This is a genomic window from Achromobacter sp. ACRQX (assembly GCF_022346505.1).
GTDB lineage: Bacteria > Pseudomonadota > Gammaproteobacteria > Burkholderiales > Burkholderiaceae_B > Achromobacter > Achromobacter animicus.
Genome location: NZ_JAKRML010000039.1, coordinates 1 through 18,108, shown reverse-complemented (window position 1 = coordinate 18,108; position 18,108 = coordinate 1). Strand labels below are relative to the sequence as shown.

Annotated in this window: 17 protein-coding genes and 1 riboswitch; of the genes, 6 read left to right on the top strand and 11 right to left on the bottom strand. The window is 65.6% G+C overall.

Annotation, left to right across the window (positions count from 1 at the left end; all coding sequences use genetic code 11):
- Positions 1-14: 14 nt before the first annotated feature.
- Both MHZ91_RS25400 and MHZ91_RS25395 read right to left on the bottom strand, forming a co-directional pair.
- On the bottom strand, positions 15-830 hold the full coding sequence (locus tag MHZ91_RS25400; protein WP_239216271.1) for a molybdopterin-binding protein: 816 nt from the start codon (positions 828-830) through the stop codon (positions 15-17).
- 31 nt (positions 831-861) lie between these two features.
- Positions 862-1,671: an EI24 domain-containing protein gene (locus MHZ91_RS25395; RefSeq protein ID WP_239216270.1), complete on the bottom strand. Its 810-nt coding sequence runs from the start codon at positions 1,669-1,671 to the stop codon at positions 862-864.
- A gap of 63 nt (positions 1,672-1,734) precedes the next feature.
- On the opposite strand from MHZ91_RS25395, the gene MHZ91_RS25390 reads away from it, so the two are divergent.
- Positions 1,735-2,118: a thioredoxin family protein gene (locus MHZ91_RS25390; RefSeq protein WP_239216268.1), complete on the top strand. Its 384-nt coding sequence runs from the start codon at positions 1,735-1,737 to the stop codon at positions 2,116-2,118.
- Between the two features lie 94 nt (positions 2,119-2,212).
- Here MHZ91_RS25390 and MHZ91_RS25385 read toward each other — a convergent pair whose 3' ends face one another.
- The 3 genes from MHZ91_RS25385 to MHZ91_RS25375 all read right to left on the bottom strand — a co-directional run bounded on the left by MHZ91_RS25385 (position 2,213) and on the right by MHZ91_RS25375 (position 5,065).
- Positions 2,213-3,700 carry a DEAD/DEAH box helicase gene (locus tag MHZ91_RS25385; protein WP_175123180.1) on the bottom strand — a complete coding sequence of 496 codons (1,488 nt, stop codon included), beginning with the start codon at positions 3,698-3,700 and terminating at the stop codon, positions 2,213-2,215.
- 283 nt (positions 3,701-3,983) lie between these two features.
- Positions 3,984-4,319, bottom strand: a complete 336-nt coding sequence (locus tag MHZ91_RS25380; RefSeq protein WP_175123181.1) for an AzlD domain-containing protein — start codon at positions 4,317-4,319, stop codon at positions 3,984-3,986.
- On the bottom strand, positions 4,316-5,065 hold the full coding sequence (locus MHZ91_RS25375) for an AzlC family ABC transporter permease (RefSeq protein ID WP_239216267.1): 750 nt from the start codon (positions 5,063-5,065) through the stop codon (positions 4,316-4,318). Before MHZ91_RS25375 ends, MHZ91_RS25380 begins: the two co-directional genes overlap by 4 nt.
- 173 nt (positions 5,066-5,238) lie before the next feature.
- On the opposite strand from MHZ91_RS25375, the gene MHZ91_RS25370 reads away from it, so the two are divergent.
- From MHZ91_RS25370 to MHZ91_RS25355, 4 genes are all read left to right on the top strand, one after another.
- Positions 5,239-6,159, top strand: coding sequence for a branched-chain amino acid transaminase (locus MHZ91_RS25370; RefSeq protein ID WP_175123183.1), 921 nt, complete (start codon positions 5,239-5,241; stop codon positions 6,157-6,159).
- Positions 6,160-6,247: 88 nt separating this feature from the next.
- Positions 6,248-6,466 carry a zinc-finger domain-containing protein gene (locus tag MHZ91_RS25365; RefSeq protein ID WP_175123184.1) on the top strand — a complete coding sequence of 73 codons (219 nt, stop codon included), beginning with the start codon at positions 6,248-6,250 and terminating at the stop codon, positions 6,464-6,466.
- Positions 6,467-6,506: 40 nt separating this feature from the next.
- Positions 6,507-6,929: a nuclear transport factor 2 family protein gene (locus MHZ91_RS25360; protein ID WP_175123185.1), complete on the top strand. Its 423-nt coding sequence runs from the start codon at positions 6,507-6,509 to the stop codon at positions 6,927-6,929.
- A gap of 17 nt (positions 6,930-6,946) precedes the next feature.
- Positions 6,947-8,047 (top strand): YheT family hydrolase, encoded by a 1,101-nt coding sequence (locus MHZ91_RS25355; protein ID WP_239216265.1) that lies wholly within the window; start codon positions 6,947-6,949, stop codon positions 8,045-8,047.
- Between the two features lie 7 nt (positions 8,048-8,054).
- Here the strand turns inward: MHZ91_RS25355 and MHZ91_RS25350 are convergent, their stop codons facing one another.
- Entirely contained in the window at positions 8,055-9,578 is a 1,524-nt protein-coding gene (locus MHZ91_RS25350) for a M48 family metalloprotease (RefSeq protein ID WP_239216263.1), read from the bottom strand.
- A gap of 56 nt (positions 9,579-9,634) precedes the next feature.
- Here MHZ91_RS25350 and galU point away from each other — a divergent pair, with 56 nt between their 5' ends.
- On the top strand, positions 9,635-10,486 hold the full coding sequence (galU, locus tag MHZ91_RS25345) for a UTP--glucose-1-phosphate uridylyltransferase GalU (protein WP_175123188.1): 852 nt from the start codon (positions 9,635-9,637) through the stop codon (positions 10,484-10,486).
- A gap of 52 nt (positions 10,487-10,538) precedes the next feature.
- On the opposite strand, the gene MHZ91_RS25340 is transcribed toward galU, so the two are convergent.
- The 5 genes from MHZ91_RS25340 to MHZ91_RS25320 all read right to left on the bottom strand — a co-directional run bounded on the left by MHZ91_RS25340 (position 10,539) and on the right by MHZ91_RS25320 (position 17,693).
- Entirely contained in the window at positions 10,539-11,411 is an 873-nt protein-coding gene (locus tag MHZ91_RS25340; RefSeq protein WP_175123189.1) for a cytochrome c oxidase assembly protein, read from the bottom strand.
- 108 nt (positions 11,412-11,519) lie between these two features.
- The gene (locus MHZ91_RS25335) at positions 11,520-12,623 is read right to left on the bottom strand and encodes a porin (RefSeq protein ID WP_239216261.1); all 1,104 of its coding nucleotides are present in this window, start codon (positions 12,621-12,623) and stop codon (positions 11,520-11,522) included.
- Between the two features lie 51 nt (positions 12,624-12,674).
- A complete protein-coding gene (gene mgtA, locus MHZ91_RS25330) occupies positions 12,675-15,488 on the bottom strand; it encodes a magnesium-translocating P-type ATPase (RefSeq protein WP_239216259.1) in 2,814 nt (937 codons plus the stop codon).
- Between the two features lie 429 nt (positions 15,489-15,917).
- Positions 15,918-16,250, bottom strand: coding sequence for a hypothetical protein (locus MHZ91_RS25325; RefSeq protein ID WP_175123192.1), 333 nt, complete (start codon positions 16,248-16,250; stop codon positions 15,918-15,920).
- A 438-nt stretch (positions 16,251-16,688) separates the two neighbouring features.
- Positions 16,689-17,693, bottom strand: a complete 1,005-nt coding sequence (locus MHZ91_RS25320) for a sodium:calcium antiporter (RefSeq protein ID WP_175123193.1) — start codon at positions 17,691-17,693, stop codon at positions 16,689-16,691.
- A 43-nt stretch (positions 17,694-17,736) separates the two neighbouring features.
- Positions 17,737-17,927, bottom strand: a riboswitch (yybP-ykoY riboswitch).
- Between the last annotated feature and the right edge of the window lie 181 nt (positions 17,928-18,108).

The window sequence follows — 18,108 nt, the reverse complement described above, 5'->3', positions numbered from 1 at the left end:
CGCCGGCGCGCAAATCAGGCCGCCGCCGGGGGCGCCAGCTTGCCGCCCAGGCGCAGGACTTCGGCGCGCAGGAATTCCAGCGCCGCTGCGGCAGCCTCGGGTTCGCCCTTCACGCCCAGCTCGATGTGGGGCGTGCCGCCCGCCTCGCCGACGCTGGGCAGACTGAACGCGCGGACGTCGGGCCAACGACTTTCCACAGTAACCATCGACGGCGTGATGCGCGATTCGGGCATGCTGAAAACCAGGAAGGAATGCTCGACGTGGGCGCGAATATGCTGCAGCGCACGATAGCGGGTATCCAGCGTCCATTCCAGCATTGGCCATGCCATGACGGGAAAGCCCGGCACGAAGGTGTGATCCTTGATGAAGAATCCCGGGATCCGGTTGTACGGATTGGGGACGATCTCGCAGCCTTCGGGGAACATGCCCATCTGCAGCCGCTGCTGGTTTTCCGGCGCGCTCATGTCGGCAGTGCCCTGCCCCTTTTCAGCCATTTCGCGCGTGCGCAATGCGATGGCCTCCTCGGCTTCGGGATGCAGTGCCAGCGGCAGGCCAAGCGCAGCGGCCGCGGCCTGGCGGGTATGGTCGTCGGGCGTGCCGCCGATGCCGCCACACGACAACACGACGTCGCCACTGGCGAAGCTGCGCTTGTAGGCGTCGACCAGACGGTCGCGCTCGTCAGGCAGGAATTCGGCCCAGCTCAGGTGCATGCCGCGCGCGCCCAGCATTTCGACGATCTTGGAAAAATGCTTGTCCTGGCGCCGTCCCGACAGGATTTCATCGCCAACGATGATGAGGCCGATACGGCGGGCGGTGGGTTCTGCAGCCATGTCCGATTCCATTGATAAGAAAAGACGCCGATCAGACGTCGATGACGCGGTCCTGCCGCAGGCGCTTGAGGGCTTCCAGGCCGTAGTGCGCGTAGACCAGCGCGGAAAACACCGGCAGGATAATCCACGCGGGCGGCAGCAGGTTCAGTAGCGAGCAAATCAGACCGATGGTCCAGAAGCCGCCGTTGTTCCGTTCGAGGATCAGTTTGCGTTCATCCGGGCTGGCGTGCTCGACGATCGCGTCGACGCGCATCATCCGCGAGAACGCGAAGGCCCACCAGAAGATGGACAGCACGATGGCCATGGGCGGCACGAGCCAGAGCGGCAGCGTCAGCACCCACCCCGCGGCGAACGCCGCGGACACCCACACGGCGTTCCACACGCTGACCGCAGTGGAGAACTTGCCGCGGCGGCCCACCGTGGCGTATTCGCGCTGACCGACGTGACGCAGCACCAGCGGCATGACGAAGACGGCGGCGATGGCCAGTCCCAGGATGCCGGACACCGGCAACAGGATGGCCGCGGCGATGACCGGAATCAGCCAGATCTTGAGCGAGAACAGGCCGACCGCGACTAACCATTGGTCGACGCGATTGACGATGTCCCATTGCGACACCTCGGTGCGCAACCAGTCGGTCAGGGGCGTCCAGAAAAACCAGAGCAGCAGGATGGCGCCAACAAGGGCGATCAGGAAAGGCAGCAGCACCGCGAACAGCATGGTCGGGTGGCACTGCGACACGAGCGCGCGCTTGAACGCCTGCCCCACGCTTACGGCCCCCGCGCCGGCGCCGGACAGGCGGCCGTTTCCGGGGGTGGGCGGATCAGTACGCAGGACGGTCATGGCAATCAAATTGAGGGGTGAACAACCCGGGTATGATAGTCAAACCCGCCCCGATCCGCTCACATGTCTCTGCTTACTCCTGGTACCGATCTCGCCCCGCTGCGCTCGCGGCTGAGCGCCACGCCCAACACCTGGCTCATCGCCTGTTTCTGCGCCGCCTGGTGCGACACCTGCGAAGAATACAAGCCCAAATTGCAGGCCCTGGCCGGCGCCTTGCCGCAACACGTCTTTGCATGGGTCGACATCGAGGATCACGCTGAATTGCTGGGCGACGTGGACGTCGAAAACTTCCCTACGCTGCTGGTGCAGATCGGCGGTCGTGTCGTGTTCTACGGCCCCATGCTGCCGCATATCGGCCACCTGGAGCGTCTGCTGGAAAGCCTTGACGAAGACAGCGCGGCCGTGACCACCGCCCTGCCCGATCTGCCGCGAATGCTGGCCGCCTGACATCGCGCCGCGCCCAACAAAAAACCCGCAACGCCTGAGAAGGCCTTGCGGGTTTTTTTGCGGTCCGAGGACCGGCGACCGGTATCGCGTGCGATCAGGGCTTGCGGCTGCCGCCGAGCAGGACGGCAAGCTGGCGCTTGGGCGCCGACGACGGCGCGGCATTGCTGCGCGAATCCTGTTCTTCGGCCGGCGCGGCAGTCGTCGAGGGCTCGTAAGGCTTCAGGAAGAAGTCGTCCACCGGTTGGCGCGAGCCGCCGCCATGATGGCTGGAGCGGCGGTCCGAAGAACGGCCGCGATCGCCACGGTCGCCGCGGCTTTCGCGGCTGCTCTCGCGCCCTTCGCGCGAATGCGAACCACCGTCGCTGCGGCGATGGCTGCGGGCGATCAGATCGGCCGGCACGTCGAGCGTGCCACGAGGCACTTCGCGCTTGATGAGCTTTTCGATGTCGAGCAGGAAACGCTCTTCATCGGCGGTGAACAGGGCAATGGCTTCGCCCGACGCACCCGCGCGGCCCGTGCGGCCGATGCGGTGCACGTAGTCTTCGGCGTTGTACGGCAAGTCGTAGTTGATGACGCAAGGCACGCCCGCCACATCCAGGCCGCGCGCGGCCACGTCGGTTGCGACCAGCACTTCGAGCTCGCCCGCCTTGAAGGCTTCCAGCGCTTTCATGCGGTCGGCCTGGGTTTTGTCGCCGTGAATCGATTCAGCCTTGACGCCGTCGCGTTCGAGGTCGCGCGCCAGGCGCGCCGTGCCGATCTTGGTGTTCGAGAAAACGATGACCTGGTTCAGGCCGCGGGACTTCACCAGATGCACGACGGCGGCGCGCTTGGCGTCGCTGGTCATCTTGTAGGCGATCTGGGTGATGGTCGTCGCGGTGGCGTTGCGCGCCGCCACTTCGATTTCCACAGGCTGGTTCAGGTATGAACGGCCCAGCTTGCGGATTTCGTTGCTGAACGTGGCCGAGAACAAGAGGCCCTGGCGCTGCGCGGGCAGCAGCCGGATGATGCGTTCGAGATCGGGCAGAAAACCCATGTCGAGCATGCGGTCTGCTTCGTCCAGCACCAGGATGCCGACCTGGCTGAGGTTCACGTTCTTTTGTTCAACGTGGTCGAGCAGGCGGCCCGGCGTGGCGACCAGCACCTCGCAGCCGCGGCGCAGCGCTTCTTTCTGCGGACCGATATCCACGCCACCGAACACGACGGCCGAGCGCAGCGGCGTCTTCTTGCTGTAGCGCTTGACGCTCTCGAAGACCTGGTCCGCCAGTTCACGCGTGGGCGCCAGGATCAGCGCGCGCACCGGATGCCGGGCGGGCGAAGCACTGGTGTTGGCCAGCGGCATGAGACGGTGCAGGATCGGCACCGTGAAGGCCGCCGTCTTGCCGGTGCCGGTCTGCGCGGCGCCCATGACGTCACGACCCGACACCACGACGGGAATGGCCTGCGCCTGGATGGGCGTGGGGGTGGTGTAGCCGGTTTCGGCGATGGACTGCAACAACAGGGGGTGCAACCCGAAATCGTCGAACGTCGGCGCGGGCGCGGGCGCGTCAGCGGTGGGTGCTGCGGTTTGAGTGGATTCAGTCATCAGGGGTTAGGCAAGTACCGGGACCAGTGAAAAAGAACAAAACGAGAGTGCTGCATGCACTGCTACATAAGGCATCGGGGCATCCATGCTGGATTCGATACTTATGAGGGCAGTACCAGGCCCGGATTGCTGTGGATTGATGAATTTTAGCGCAGCCGCCTTACCACACGGTCAAACGGTCTGTTTGAGGGCCGGTCGGCAGCACGATCCAACGGCCCACCGAGGCAAAAAAAGTGCCTCGAGTGTCCATCAGACGGACGATGTGACCCTGGATTTGTGGCCGTCAGCTGGCCAGCCAGCGCAAACCCCAGAGCACCAGCATGCCGACCACGATCACAAGCACCGCGCTGCGGGTGCGCAGGAACACCAGGATGGCGACCAGCCCGGCGACCAGCTTGTAGTCGAAGACAGGGCCCAGCCCAGCCTTCCAGGGCAGCAGATCGGGGACCACGATGGCAGTCAGCGCCGCGGCGGGAGCGTAGCGCAAGGCGCGGCGCACATTGTCGGACAGCGGAATGTAATCGCCAAACAGCATGAACCCGGCACGCGTCAATACGCTGCACAGGGCAAGCAGCAGGATGGCGGAATAGACGTAGAGTTCCCAGGACCAATTTGTCATGGACGCGCCTTGAAGAAGCGTTCGGCCCACATGCCGGCGATGACACCGGAGATCACCGCCGCAGCCAGCCCGAGGCGCAGGGGCATTGCCTGCCCCACCCAGGCGACGACGCCGGCGGCCAGCATCGACACCAGCATCGGTTTGGAACTGGCCAGCGGCACCGTGATGGCCAGCAGCGCCAGCACGGCGGCAAAATCCAGGGACCAATCGGTGGGGACCTGCGCGCCCAGATAGATGCCGATGATCGACGACGACTGCCAGACCAGCCAGCCCGGCACGATTGAACCCAGGAAGAACCAGAGTTGCTCGCGGGTCCCGCGTTCGACCGAGTCGCCAAAACGGGGCATGAACAGCACGAAGCCCATGTCCGTTGTGAAATAGCCGAGTCCCAGGCGCTTGGGCCACGACAGGTGGCGGAAGTAGGGCTGCAGGGCCGCGCCGAAGATGATGAAACGCAGATTCACGACGCAGCCGGCCGCGAAGATCAGCCAGAGCGGCGCGCCGGCGGCGATGAGCGGCAATGAGGTGAGCTGGGCCGAGCCGGCATACAGCAGCAGCGTCATGGCAAGCGCCATGGATTCCGTCAGTCCGGACTTGACCATCGCCACACCGGTGACCAATCCCCAGGTCGCGGTGGCGATCAGGGCGGGCACGATGGCATGGACGCCGGCACGGAAGGCGGTTACGCGTTCCTGGCGGACCAGGACTGGGTCTTCGGATTCAGGAAGCGCGGTTTCAGAGGACAACGGCTGGCCCCTGGCGATTCAGGCAGGACGACATGGATACTCGATGGGAATGAACTGCGCGAATAGGCCCGTATTGTAACCTCGCTGCTTGATACAATAGCGCCCTCGAGATTCTTGGCCCCCATGGCCTGGCGCACGGCGGCAGGTTTGGTGCGCACTGTGTGGAGAAGACCATGTCGATGGCTGACCGCGACGGTTTCATCTGGTATGACGGCAAGCTCGTCCCATGGCGAGACGCGACGACGCATGTCCTGACGCATTCGCTGCACTACGGGCTGTCCGTCTTCGAAGGCGTGCGCGCTTACAACTCCACCCTCGGCACGGCTATCTTCCGCCTCGAAGACCACACCAACCGGCTCTTCAATTCGGCGCACATCTACCAGATCCCCATGCCGTTCGATCGCGACACGATCAACGAGGCGCAGCGGACGGTCGTGCGCGAAAACCAGCTTGAATCCGGCTACCTGCGCCCCCTCGTGTTCTACGGCCCCGAAAAAATGGGTGTGTCGCCCAAGGGCGCCCGGGTGCACGTGGCCATCGCGGCATGGCCCTGGGGCGCGTATCTGGGCGAAGAGGCGCTGTCCGGCGGCATCCGCGTGAAGGTGTCGTCATTTGCGCGCCAGCACGTGAATGTCACGATGCCGCGCGCCAAGGTCGCCACCACCTACGCCAATTCCATCCTGGCCAATACCGAAGCCCTGCAGGACGGCTACGACGAGGCCCTGCTGCTGGACACCGACGGCTTCGTGGCCGAAGGCTCCGGCGAAAATCTTTTTCTGGTCAAGGACGGGGTGCTCTGCGAACCCGAGATCGCTTCCGCCCTGACCGGCATCACCCGCTCGACCATACACGCCCTGGCCGCCGACCTCGGCCTGCGTGTGGTCACCAAACGGCTCACCCGCGACGACGTCTACATCGCGGACGAGGCGTTCTTCACCGGCACGGCCGCTGAAGTCACGCCCATCCGCGAAGTCGACAACCGCCAGATCGGCTCGGGCCGGCGTGGTCCAGTCACCGAACTATTGCAGAACGCGTTTTTTGACGTGGTGAATGGCCGCAACCCGAAGTACCATCACTGGCTAAGTAAAGTCTGATTCTCAATTCTGATTGGCGCGCTTTTGCCCAGCAAGACCGCATCATTGTTTCAACCTGCCGTCTATCGGTTTTTTTTCAGGAATATCCATGACCGCTGCTGCCCCGGCCGCCGGCTCCCGCGCTAACGAAGTCATCGAGGTCGGCGCCGAAGACCTTCCCGTGTTCTGTCCCGGCCCCAAGGCTCCGCTCTGGAGCATGCATCCCCGCGTCTTCCTGGACGTGGCCCGCACCGGTTCCGCAAGCTGCGCCTACTGTGGCGCCGAGTACCGCCTGAAGGCCGGCACGGTGTTGCACGGCCACCATTGAGCGGCACCGCCCCATAACACGCTTAACCGTTTCAGCAGCCATGTTCGCCACGCCCGAAGAAGCAGAACACGCGTTCTACGAAGCCCTTGAGCAGGCGGACGCCGTCCGCCTGATGCAGGTCTGGGCCGACGACGAGGAAGTCGTATGCATCCATCCGGGAGGGCTGCGCGTCGTCGGCCATTCCGCGGTGCACGAGTCCTGGCAACAGGTGCTGGCCAACGGTCCGTTGCATGTGCGTCCACTGCGCCCGCTCGTCATGCTCAGCATGATGTGCGCGGTGCATGTCCTGGTGGAACAGGTCGCGGTGCGCACGCGTGAGGGCACGCAGTTCGCCAACTGCTATGCCACCAACATCTACCACAAGGGCCCCACGGGCTGGCGCATGGTCATGCACCATGCCTCGCAGGCGCCCTCCGAAGCCGGGGTGCTCGACCTGCACGACGTGCCCGACATGCTTCATTGAACGCGGTGGATTCCCAGTTGGCCGCTGCTCGTCTTGATACAACGCCCTGCCCTGTACCCCCCTGGCTTCCCGGGGGCGACAGCCAGACGGTCTACGCCGCCCTGTTCGCGCAGTATCACCGCATCGCGTTCGTGCGCGATCGCGTCGACACGCCCGATACGGACTTCGTCGACTTCGACTGGACAGGCCCTGGTCTGTTTCCGCACAAGGCCGCCGATGGCGCGCCGGTGAGCGGCCAACGACCGGTCGGCAATGGCAAGACCGCCGCGGCGCGCTGGATGACGGACGCAGACTGGAAGTCGCTGCCGCAAACGCCCGACACCCCTGCCCTGATCCTGTTCCACGGCCTGGAAGGCGGCAGCAACAGCCGCTATGCGCAGTCCGTCGCGCACCATTTCCGGGCGCGCGGGTGGATCGTGGTCATCGCGCATTTCCGGGGTTGCTCTGGCGTGCCCAACCGGCTGGCCCGGGCGTATTACTCGGGTGACTCGGCCGAGGTCGGATTTCTGCTCAACACCGTGCGCCAGCGCATTCCCCACGCGCGCTGGCATGCCGTCGGCGTATCGCTGGGCGGCAACGCGCTGCTGAAGTACCTGGGGGAACACCAGGAAGACACCACGTGGCTGACCGCCTGCGCCGGCGTGTCGGCGCCGCTGGATCTGGTCGCCTGCGGCAAGACGCTATCCACCGGCATCTTCAACCGGCGCGTGTATACTGCGCACTTTCTGAAGACGCTCAAGCACAAGGTCCTGGAAAAGGCGCACCGGTTTCCGGGTTCCATCGACGTCATGCGGATCGCGCACGCGCACGATCTGCGCGAGTTCGACGACACCTATACCGCGCCGATGCACGGTTTTCGCAATGCGCTGGACTACTGGACGCGCGCCTCCAGCAAGCCGTGGCTGCCAAAGATTGCGGTGCCGACGCTGGTGCTGAACGCGCGCAACGACCCCTTCATTCCTGCCGCTTCGCTGCCGAAACCTGACGAGTGCGCGCCGGGCATCCTGCTGCACCAGCCTTCCGATGGCGGGCACGCGGGCTTTCCGACAGGCAGCTTTCCGGGTCATCTGAACTGGCTGCCGCAGCGGCTGGGGCGGTTCTTCGAAACGGGTCTCTAGGCGCCCGTCAGCCCGACTTGAAGCGCTCGAGCAGCTGGCGCTCTTCGGCCAGCTTGTCCTTCACTTCCTTGATCTGCACGTCGATCTGCGACTGCTCGTAGAAGTCCTTGGACAGGCCGCGCGCCTGTTGCAGTTGCGATTCCGCGGCCGCATAGGCGCCTGTCATGACGTAGTAACGCGCCAGGTCGCGGCGCGCCTGTACGGGCTTGCCGTTGCGCTCTTCGCTTTGCGCCAGCATCTGGTAAAGGCTGGGCTCGTCGCTGCCCCACTGCTTGATCTTGGCGCGCAGGTAGTCCTGCGCCTCGGCGTGCCGCCCATTGCCCTGCAGCGCCTGCGCGTACGCGATGCCCAGCGCCCGGTGGTCCGGATAGCGCTTGGTGCCCGCCTGGGCCAGTGACAGCGCCTGCGGGAAATCCTTGCGCGCCAGCGCGATGTCCACGCCCAGCTTCGCCAACTGGGGCGAACTGCGCCCATCGGCGGACGCCAGATTCCAATAGCGTTCCGCTTCCGCAAGATTGTTGCGCTGATAGTTCTGCAGGGACAGTCCGTAATAAGCGGCAGACTGCCGCACGCCCGAGAGCGCCTGGGCCTCGTCCTGCAATTGCTGTCCGGCGGTGCGCAAGCCCACGGTATCGCGGCCCTGCACCACGCGCATCTTGGCGCGGATGTACCAGAAGTCGTCGCTGTCCAGATGGCGCGTTGCCGGCAGCGCGCGGGTGCGGTTCTGCACGTCGGACATGCGCTCGATCGACAGCGGGTGGGTACTGGCCCACGAGCCGCCGCCCGCGCCTTCGTTCAGGCGCGAAGCGTTCATCAGCCGCGCAAACATCTGCGACATGCCGGCGGCGTCGTAGCCGGCCTTGGTGAGCATCTGCAGGCCGGCGCGATCGGCCTCGCGTTCGGCGTCGCGGGAAAAGCCCAACTGCCGGTTGATGGCCGCCGCCTGACCGAAGGCGGCCACGCCCATGGAAAGATTGCCGCCGCCGCCCGCCAGCGCCGCAAGCAACGCGCCCGCCAGGCTGGCCAGCATGAGCATGCCGTTCTGATTCTGCTGGGTCATGCCGCGCGCAATGTGGCGCTGCACGACGTGGCCGATTTCGTGGGCGACCACGGCCGCAAGTTCGGACTCGCTGGCCGACGACACGATCAGACCCGTGTTGATTCCAATGAAGCCGCCCGGCATCGCGAATGCGTTGATTTCGGGATCGCGCACGCCGAACATCTCGACCTCGGGCACGCCGCCTGGCGCAAACTGCGCCAGCTTGCGCCCCATCGTCGTGAGGTATTGGCTGAGTTCGGAGTCGTCGATGTAAGTGGGGTCGCGGCGCCCCTGCGACATGATGGCTTCGCCCAGCGTGCGCTCCAGCATGGGCGACAGGTCGGACGACGAGGCGGCGCCCATGGAAGGCAACCCGACCGGCTGCGCCCACGCGGCGACGGGAGCAACGGGAATGGCGAGCGCCGCGCAAAGGCTAGCGATCGCGCCCCGTTTCGCAATCGAGCAAATGGATGGCATGTTCCTGCGGTTCATAAGCCTATGATAGCGATGAGCTTAAAATGTTTCATCGAATCCTCAACGAGGTATCAATGCGTCCCGTCCGTAAAGCCGTTTTCCCTGTCGCCGGCATGGGTACACGCTTCCTGCCCGCCACCAAGGCGATGCCCAAGGAAATGCTGCCCGTGGTCGACAAGCCCCTGATTCAATACGCGGTGGAAGAGGCCGTCGCCGCCGGCATCACTGATCTCATATTCGTGACCGGCCGCAACAAGCGCGCCATCGAGGACCATTTCGATTCTGCACCCGAGCTGGAAACCGACCTGGAAAGCAAGGGCAAGCATGAACTCCTGGCAATGGTGCGGGGCATTCTACCCGCGCACGTCAATTGCCTCTATATCCGCCAGTCGGCCCCATTGGGCCTGGGCCACGCCGTGCTGTCGGCCGCGCCCGCCGTGGGTGACGAACCCTTTGCCGTTCTGCTGGCCGACGACCTGATCGACGCCAATACGCCTGCCATGAAGCAACTGGTGGATGTGGCCGTGGCGCGCAACGCCAGCGTGCTGGGCGTGCAGGACGTGCCGCGCGCCGACACGCGCAAGTACGGCATCGTGGCCACCCATACTGGCGAAACGCCGGCGGACAGCCGCACCGAGCGCGTCACGCACATCGTCGAAAAGCCGGACCCGGAGGCCGCACCGTCGACGCTGGCTGTTGTGGGCCGCTATGTACTGGAAGCCGCGATCTTCGACCATCTGCGCTCGACCAAGATGGGCGCGGGCAACGAGATCCAGTTGACCGACGGCATCGCCTCGCTGATGCGCGAGCGCGAGGTCTATGCGCATCGCTTCGACGGCGTGCGCTACGACTGCGGCAACAAGGCCGGCATGTTCCAGGCCACCGTGGCGCTGGGCAAGAAGTATCACGGCCTGCTGCCGGAATGACCGGCACGGCCTGACGGGAATGCGCCAATCAGCGCGGCATTCCCGGCCGGGCTTACGACGATAGCGCCGCGCCGGACTTGGCGCGCGCGCGCGCATCGCGGTCCGCCTTGCGCAGCCGCCCCTTGGCGGAAAGACGCATCAGCGTTCCCAATGCCACCATCAGGCCGATCACTTCCACCAGCGCGGCGGGGATCCACATCGTCAGCCCGCCGATCGTCTGATCGGTCTGCGCCGACATGGCGATGGCACGGCCGCACAGCTCGAAGAGCGGGTAGATGTCGCTTTCCGTGAAGGCGATGACGGCGCCCGCGACCATCTGCGGCAGCATGGTCGCCACGGGCGAGATCACCCGACCGCCGGGCGACATGGCCGCCGGGGGCGCTGGACGACGGTCCAGAATCAGGTTCCAGTACATGAAGCCGCTGATCACCACCGACCAGTTCATGAGCCGGTACAGGCGCCAATCCAGCATCGAATAAAACTGCACCGACGGGATCAGCCAGACCAGCACGAGGAACACGAAGAGGGCCGGCACGAAAATCTTGTTGGTCAGCACGGCCACCGTGGCGCGGCCCGTGCCCGTGCGCAGGAAGTCGCGCAGCCGCACGCGCCACCGCATCGGCAGGCCCGCCCGCATCACCTGTCCGGGGAAGGCCGCCATGACGAGCAGCGGTCCCAGATGATGCAGGACCAGATGCTGGATGCGATGGATGAAGAACATGCGCTCGGCGTAATAGTCGAGGCGGGTGTGCAGCGACAGGTACAGCAGGACCATCCCCGTCCAGAACAGAATGCTGCGCGCACGCGTGACGTGGTGGACCCGCTGGCCGCGTACGAACAGCACGATGGCCACCAGGAAGGAAGCCACCAGCGTGGGAGAGAACTCCCAGGGTACGAGCCATTCGAGACTATCCATGCGGGCCATCCGAGAAACGACGCGAAGACGAGGACCGGCGCGCCGGGCGCCGATCTCAGGCGATTGTAGTAGACCCCGCCGTTGTCCGCTGCCGCGCGCCGCCGGCGGCGGCATGCGTCAGAAGCGGTGCGACACGCCCGTGCCGATGCGCGTGGTGTGGGCGTTGCCGGGGTCGAACTGGTTGTCCAGCGTGTAGTTCGACGCGTAGCCGGCGAAGGCGTAGAGAGTCGTGCGTGGGGACAAGTCGTAGGTATAGCCCAGCGTCGCGACCTGCGCATTGCGCGCCGTCATGCCATTGGCCCAACGCCAGTCGGGTTTGGCCAGGGACCATTGCACCAGCACCGCACCCGGCCCGGCAGGCACGCTGACCCCGACCAGCCAGGCATCGACCGTGCCGCCCTGCACGAAGGCCGCCGGGCCCAGCCCCACGCCCAAGCCATCCGGGTCGCCGCCGTCCAGTCCCACGTAACCGTTGCGCTGGCGCGACCAGGCCACCGACACCTTGGCCACCTCAAAGTCGTACGAGGCGCCCAGCTGCATCGCCTGCGGACGCCCCTCGGCCGCCGCGGGCGGGTCGGCCAGGCGCAGTTGTTCCCAAGTCGCCACGGCCAGCAGCGGGCCGTCCTCATACTTCAGGCCCACACTGATTGCCCGAGTGTTCTGGTTGGTGCGGAAGTTGTCCTGCCCATCCGCGTCGAAGGCGTATCCGACCCCGGCCTGGAACCCGCGCCACTGCGGCGAATACCAGTTCACCATGTTGCTGAACTGGTAGTTGTCGGACGCCTTGAAGGTGGCGCCCATGCCCATGTCTTTCCAGGAGGCGATCTCCAGCGCGTCGCCGTAGGTCTGACCAACGGTGTACTGGCGGCCGAACCGCAAGTCGCCATAGTCCGCATGGGCCAGGCCGACCCAGGCGCCATAGTTGAAGAGGCGGCTGCCGTCGGCCGCGGTGCCGCTGGACGGGTCAAAGCCGCTTTCCAGTTGGAAGTTGGCGGCCCAACTGCCGCCAAGGTCTTCCGTCCCCTGCAGCCCCCAGAGCGAGTCGGTCAGCCCGCCGTTCAGCAGGCCGCTGTGACTGCCCTGCCCCGACACCCGGGTCACGGCAACGCCCGCGTCCACCACGCCATATAGTTGCAGTCCGGCCCCGGCATCCGCGGCCAGCGCGGTACAGGGCGGAATCAGGCCGGCCGCCGACAAGGCGGCGCAAAATGCAATTCTCATGATCTTTCCTTGCGTTGGCGGCGGGTTGAGCCCGCCGCCGGTTGCATCAGCCTACTGCCAGCCGTAGCGGCGCACCCAGAAACCCTTCAGCGCCTGCGTCAGCACGCAATACCCGAGCAGGATGCCGACGAGCCAGGGGAAATAGCTCCAGGGCAGCGCCTGTAGCTGGAAGTATTCCGCCAACGGCGAGAACGGCAGCACAAGGCCCAGCGCGATCACCATCAGCGTCATACCCATCAGCGGCCACGAGGCGCGGCTTTGCAGGAAGGGAATCCGGCGCGTGCGGATCATATGCACGATCAGCGTCTGCGACAACAGGCCTTCGACAAACCAGCCGGACTGAAAGAGCGTCTGGTGCTCGGGCGCATTCGCCTGGAACACGTACCACATGACGGCATAGGTGGCGATATCGAAAATCGAGCTGATCGGGCCGAAGAACACCATGAAGCGGCCCAGGCCGTCCGGGTCCCAGCGCTGCGGCTGCTTCAGCAGTTCTTCGTCGACGTTGTCGAACGGGATCGCCGTCTGCGAAATGTCGTACATCAGGTTCTGCAGCAGCAGGTGGATCGGCAGCATAGGCAGAAACGGCAGGAAGGCGCTTGCGACCAGCACTGAAAACACGTTGCCGAAGTTCGAGCTGGCCGTCATCTTCAGGTACTTGAGCATGTTGCAGAAGGTCTTGCGGCCTTCGATCACGCCGTCCTCCAGCACCATCAGGCTCTTTTCCAGCAGGATGATGTCGGCAGCCTCTTTCGAGATATCCACCGCCGAATCCACCGAAATGCCCACGTCCGCCGCCCGCAGCGCCGGCGCGTCATTGATGCCATCCCCCATGAACCCCACCGTGTTGCCCTGCGCGCGCAGGCTGCGCACGATGCGTTCCTTGTGGATGGGCGACAGGCGGGCGAACACGTTGGCCTCGCGCACGGCGGCGGCAAGCTCCTCGTCGTCCATCGCCTCGATCTCGGCGCCCAGGTACACCTTGCGCACGTCCAGTCCCACTTCGCGGCAGACCTTGCGCGTGACCAGTTCAACGTCGCCGGTCAGCACCTTGACCTCGATGCCCGAGTCCTTCAGCGCAGCCAGCGCGGGCCCCGTCGACTCCTTGGGAGGATCCAGAAACGCGATGTACCCCACCAGCACCAGATCGGATTCGTCTGCGATGCCATAGGCCTGCTGCGTGGGCGGCAACTCTTTGACGCCCACCGCGATGACGCGCAGGCCATCGCGGTTCAGACCGGCGGTCACGCGGCGGATATCGGCGCGGCGGGCGTCGGTCAGCGGCTGCACCTCGTTGCCCACGCGCAGCCGCGTGCAGGCCGAGAGCATTTCCTCGAGCGCCCCCTTGCAGATCAGTTCGTGGTGGTCGCGGCCGTTCTCGGTCTCGTTCACCACGACGGACATGCGGCGGCGCGAGAAGTCGAACGGGATCTCGTCGATCTTGCGGTAACGGCCCGCCAGATCCAGGCTGCGCGCGACCTCGGCATGCTCCAGCACCGCCACGTCCAGCAGGTTTTTCAGGCCCGTCTGGTAGTAGCTGTTCAGATACGCGTACGCCAGCACGTCGTCGCTGGCCGCGCCATACACGTCGGTATGGCGCTCGAGCACGATGCGATCCTGCGTCAGCGTGCCGGTCTTGTCGGTGCACAGCACGTTCATGGCGCCCAGGTTCTGAATCGCATCCAGGCGCTTGACCACCACCTTGCGGCGCGACATGCGCACGGCGCCCTTGGCGAGCGTCGCGGTGACGATCATGGGCAGCATTTCGGGCGTCAGTCCCACCGCGATGGCCAGCGCGAACAGCAGCGCTTCGAGCCAGTCGCCCTTGGTGAAGCCGTTGATCAACATCACCACCGGCGCCATGACGAGCATGAAGCGGATCAGGATCCAGCTCACGGGGTTGATGCCCTGCTGGAACTGCGTGGGCGCGCGCGAGGTCTGTGTGACGCGGCCCGCCAACTGGCCGAAGTACGTGTCCGAGCCGGTGGCCACCACCAGCGCGCTGCCCGCTCCGCTGACCACGTTGGTGCCCATGAAGGCGATGTTTTCGAGCTCGAGGGCATTGGCCGATTGCTCACGCGGGGACATGTGCTTTTCGACGGGCAGCGATTCGCCCGTCAGCGCGGCCTGCGCAACGAAAAGGTCCTTGGCGTTGAGGATGCGGCAATCGGCGGGGACCATGTCGCCCGCGGACAGCAGCACCACGTCGCCGGGCACCAGGTCGGCCAGCGGCACTTCGCGCTGTTGCGAGCCGGTGGCATGCAGGGCGGCGCCGAAGAAGCGCCGGCCATTGCCCGCGTCCGGCGCTCCGGCGGCCGGCGCTCCGGCATCGCTGCGCAGCACCGTCGCGGTGTTGCGCACCATCGCCTTCAGGGCCTCGGCGGCGCGGTTCGAGCGCTGCTCCTGCACGAAGCGCAGCACCGTCGAGATCACCACCATCGAGCCGATGATCGCAACCGCCGTCCAGGACTGTTCCTCGGGCGCGGCCATGCGCACGTCGGTCAGCCACGACAGCACGGCCAGCGCGGTCAGCAGCAGATTGAACGGATTGCGGTACGACAGCCACAGGTGCGCTGGCCAGGACAGCGGCTTTTCGTGGTCGACCTCGTTGGCGCCGTGGCGTTCGCGCGCGGCCAGCGCCTGGGCGTCGGACAGGCCGCCCCAGCCGCTGCCAAACCGTTCGAACAGCGAATCGAAACCGAGCCGGGACGTCTCGACCATACGCTGGCTGGCGCGGCGGGCGGCTTCGGACGATGCCGCGGCCTCATCCCCGCCTTGCTCGAGAATGGGGGCGCGGCGAAAGTGCCGGCCGGTGCCGCGCAGACGCGCAGCGGAAGAAAAAAAGGACTTCAGGAAAGCAAACATGGGAGTGCTCCGCATTTATTAAAGTTGTTGCGGGAGACACGGACTACCCTGCCGATAGCGGCCGCGCGCGGGCAGCAGCGGGCCGCGGCGTTTCCGAGGAAATGCCGTGGGACCGCCACTGACGGGCGTGCGCAGGCGCCGGAGCAATGTTGCCGGTGTCCGGATCGCGTCTATGGCGCGCCGGGTGCGGAAAACGGAAAGGGAGCGGGCGGTGGAATCAGGACCGGGCGCCGGGGCGCGCAGGGCGCGTGCTGGGCCGGGGATTCCAGGCTGCGGGTTCCGTACGGACCGGGATGTCTATCCGGCCAGTCGGCTCGCAGGGAGATGACGGGTCAGATAGGCATGCCGGAGCCGCGCGCAGGGCGCAATCGAGGCTCTGGGTCTAAGGCGCTAGGCATGATTTCTCCTGGGTTGAAAGAAAAGGCGCGATCAGGCCAATGCGGCCTGCGCGCCGAAATGCACGTGACGGACAGCAGGGTTGGCGCTCAGACGGCGCGCTTGCGTCATCAGTTCCGCCCGCAGCTCCGGGGGGCAATTGACGGTAATGCAAGCCGATGCGAGATCCGGCTCCTGGCCTTGATCGATCTGCACTTGCGCGACATCCAGGCCGGCGGCGCTGAAGTCCAGGCAGATCTGCTTGCGCAGGGCGCCGAGCTCACCGCGAGGACAGATCACCGTCAGCCGGGACGTGCCGCGACGGCGGCCCAGGGCGGTGGCACGGTCCACGCCAGCGCGGCGCAGGAACAAGTCGAAGAAACGCATAACGACCTCCATGACAAGAAGGCGGAGCGTGATCGCGAACACGAGCGCAGCCGGACAACGCCCTTGCGGCGGGCACGACGAACGTGCACGAACGCTGGCGCTGCGACTAGCGGCGGTTCTGGCGGTTTATGTCGGGGGGAGTCCCGGCAGACCGTAGGCCTGCACTTTGGGCCGGGCTGATGCCTGGCGCTTGGGATACACCGCAACCTGAATGACAGGATGCGGCAGACGGAGTTCTGCGTGGATCCTGTCAGACAGCGACGTCGATGCAAGATCGACAACTTTCGCCGGAATCGGTATTCACGAAGACAACTCCTGGGATGGAAAACACGGCGAGTTTACGCGGGTTTGTACTGATGGACAAGGGTCTGACGCACTTTTGACACACAAATGAAGCAAAGCCGGACAGGCACGGAGAGGCCTGCCCGGCAACTGCGCTCAGGCGTAGAAGTGCCAGCCCAGATAGCCGGCGAACAGCGCATACAGTCCGCCCACCGCCGACAGCGCCGGCACGCTCATGGCAGCGCGGCGGAAGCGCATCCACAACAGGCCGATGGACACCATGGTGAAGAGACCTGCGGCCAGCAGGGGCGCATCCAGCACCCACGGCGTCATGAAGATGCCGAGCGCGCTGGGGATGGTGGCCTGGATCATCATGGCGCCCGAGATGTTGGCGAGCGCCAGACGCTCCTTGCCCTGGCGCACCCAGATCAGCGCGTTCATGATTTCCGGCAATTCGGTAGCCACCGGCGCAAGCAGCAGCGCGGCCACGTGCGGCGACGCGCCCATCGCAATGCCGAGCAGTTCGATCTGGTTCACGAAGACGTGCGACGCGCCGGCGATCACCACCAGCGCCATGATGGTCTGCGTGGCGGCCCAGAACATGGTCGGGTTCTCGTCGCGGGGTCGCAGCTTGAGCGGCTCGAGGTCCTCGCAGTCCAGGCATTCCTCGTCGTTGCTCAGCTCGCGCTTGATGTAGAGCGCGTACGTGGCCAGAAACACGAAGCCCAGCCACGGCTTCCAGGCGAAGGCCAGCAGCCCCAGGCCCACCTTGAAGATGAAGATGCCCATGAACCAGGCCTGGTCGCGGGCCAGCCGGCGCTGGTCCGCGTTGATACAGTCTGCCTGCGCGGGTTGGCCGCGGCGCGCGCGCCACAGGGCCAGGCCGACCACGGCGTAGGCCAGCGTGGCCAACACGAGAGGACCGCCCATTGCGGCGCCGACGCCGATGTCCTTTTGTTCTGGGGTATCGCCGAAGACAACGGCCATGAAGGTGACGGCGCTTTCCGGCAGCGCGGTGCCGAAGGCCGCCAGCACGGTGCCGGTGGCGGTCGCGCCCAACTGGAAGCGATGACCGACCCATTCGACGCCGTTGACGAAGAACTCGCACGCGACGTAGATCACTGCCGCGGACAGGAAGAACAGAAACAGGGTGAGCAACATGGGAACGCGGCCGGACGAGCAGATACCATTGGCGCGACGCAGCGGCTCGCCCGGCCAAGGGTGAACGCTACGCGGCCAAAGGTCTCGCCTGGCTGATCCACGCGGCGGCAAGCCGGACGTGGGTGCCGTCAGCGCCATGGGGTTCTAGCGGCTGCTCCGCAGCACTGAACCACCAAGTCTGTTGACGCTGACTCCTTTAGGGGAAAAGGATGGCTACTCCCCAATGACAGAGCGGCGATTGTAGCAGCGGTTCGCGCGCCGTCCAGTCATCACCGCGCCGTCCTCGCGGATTCGCGGCCGGGGTGTTGCATTCGCGGGATGGCGGGTAAAGTAGGCCCCATCTTTCGCCCTTGCCGGGGTGGCCCCCCCCTCCCCCCCCCCCATTGCCGGCCCCCCCCCCCAAACCCCCCCTAAC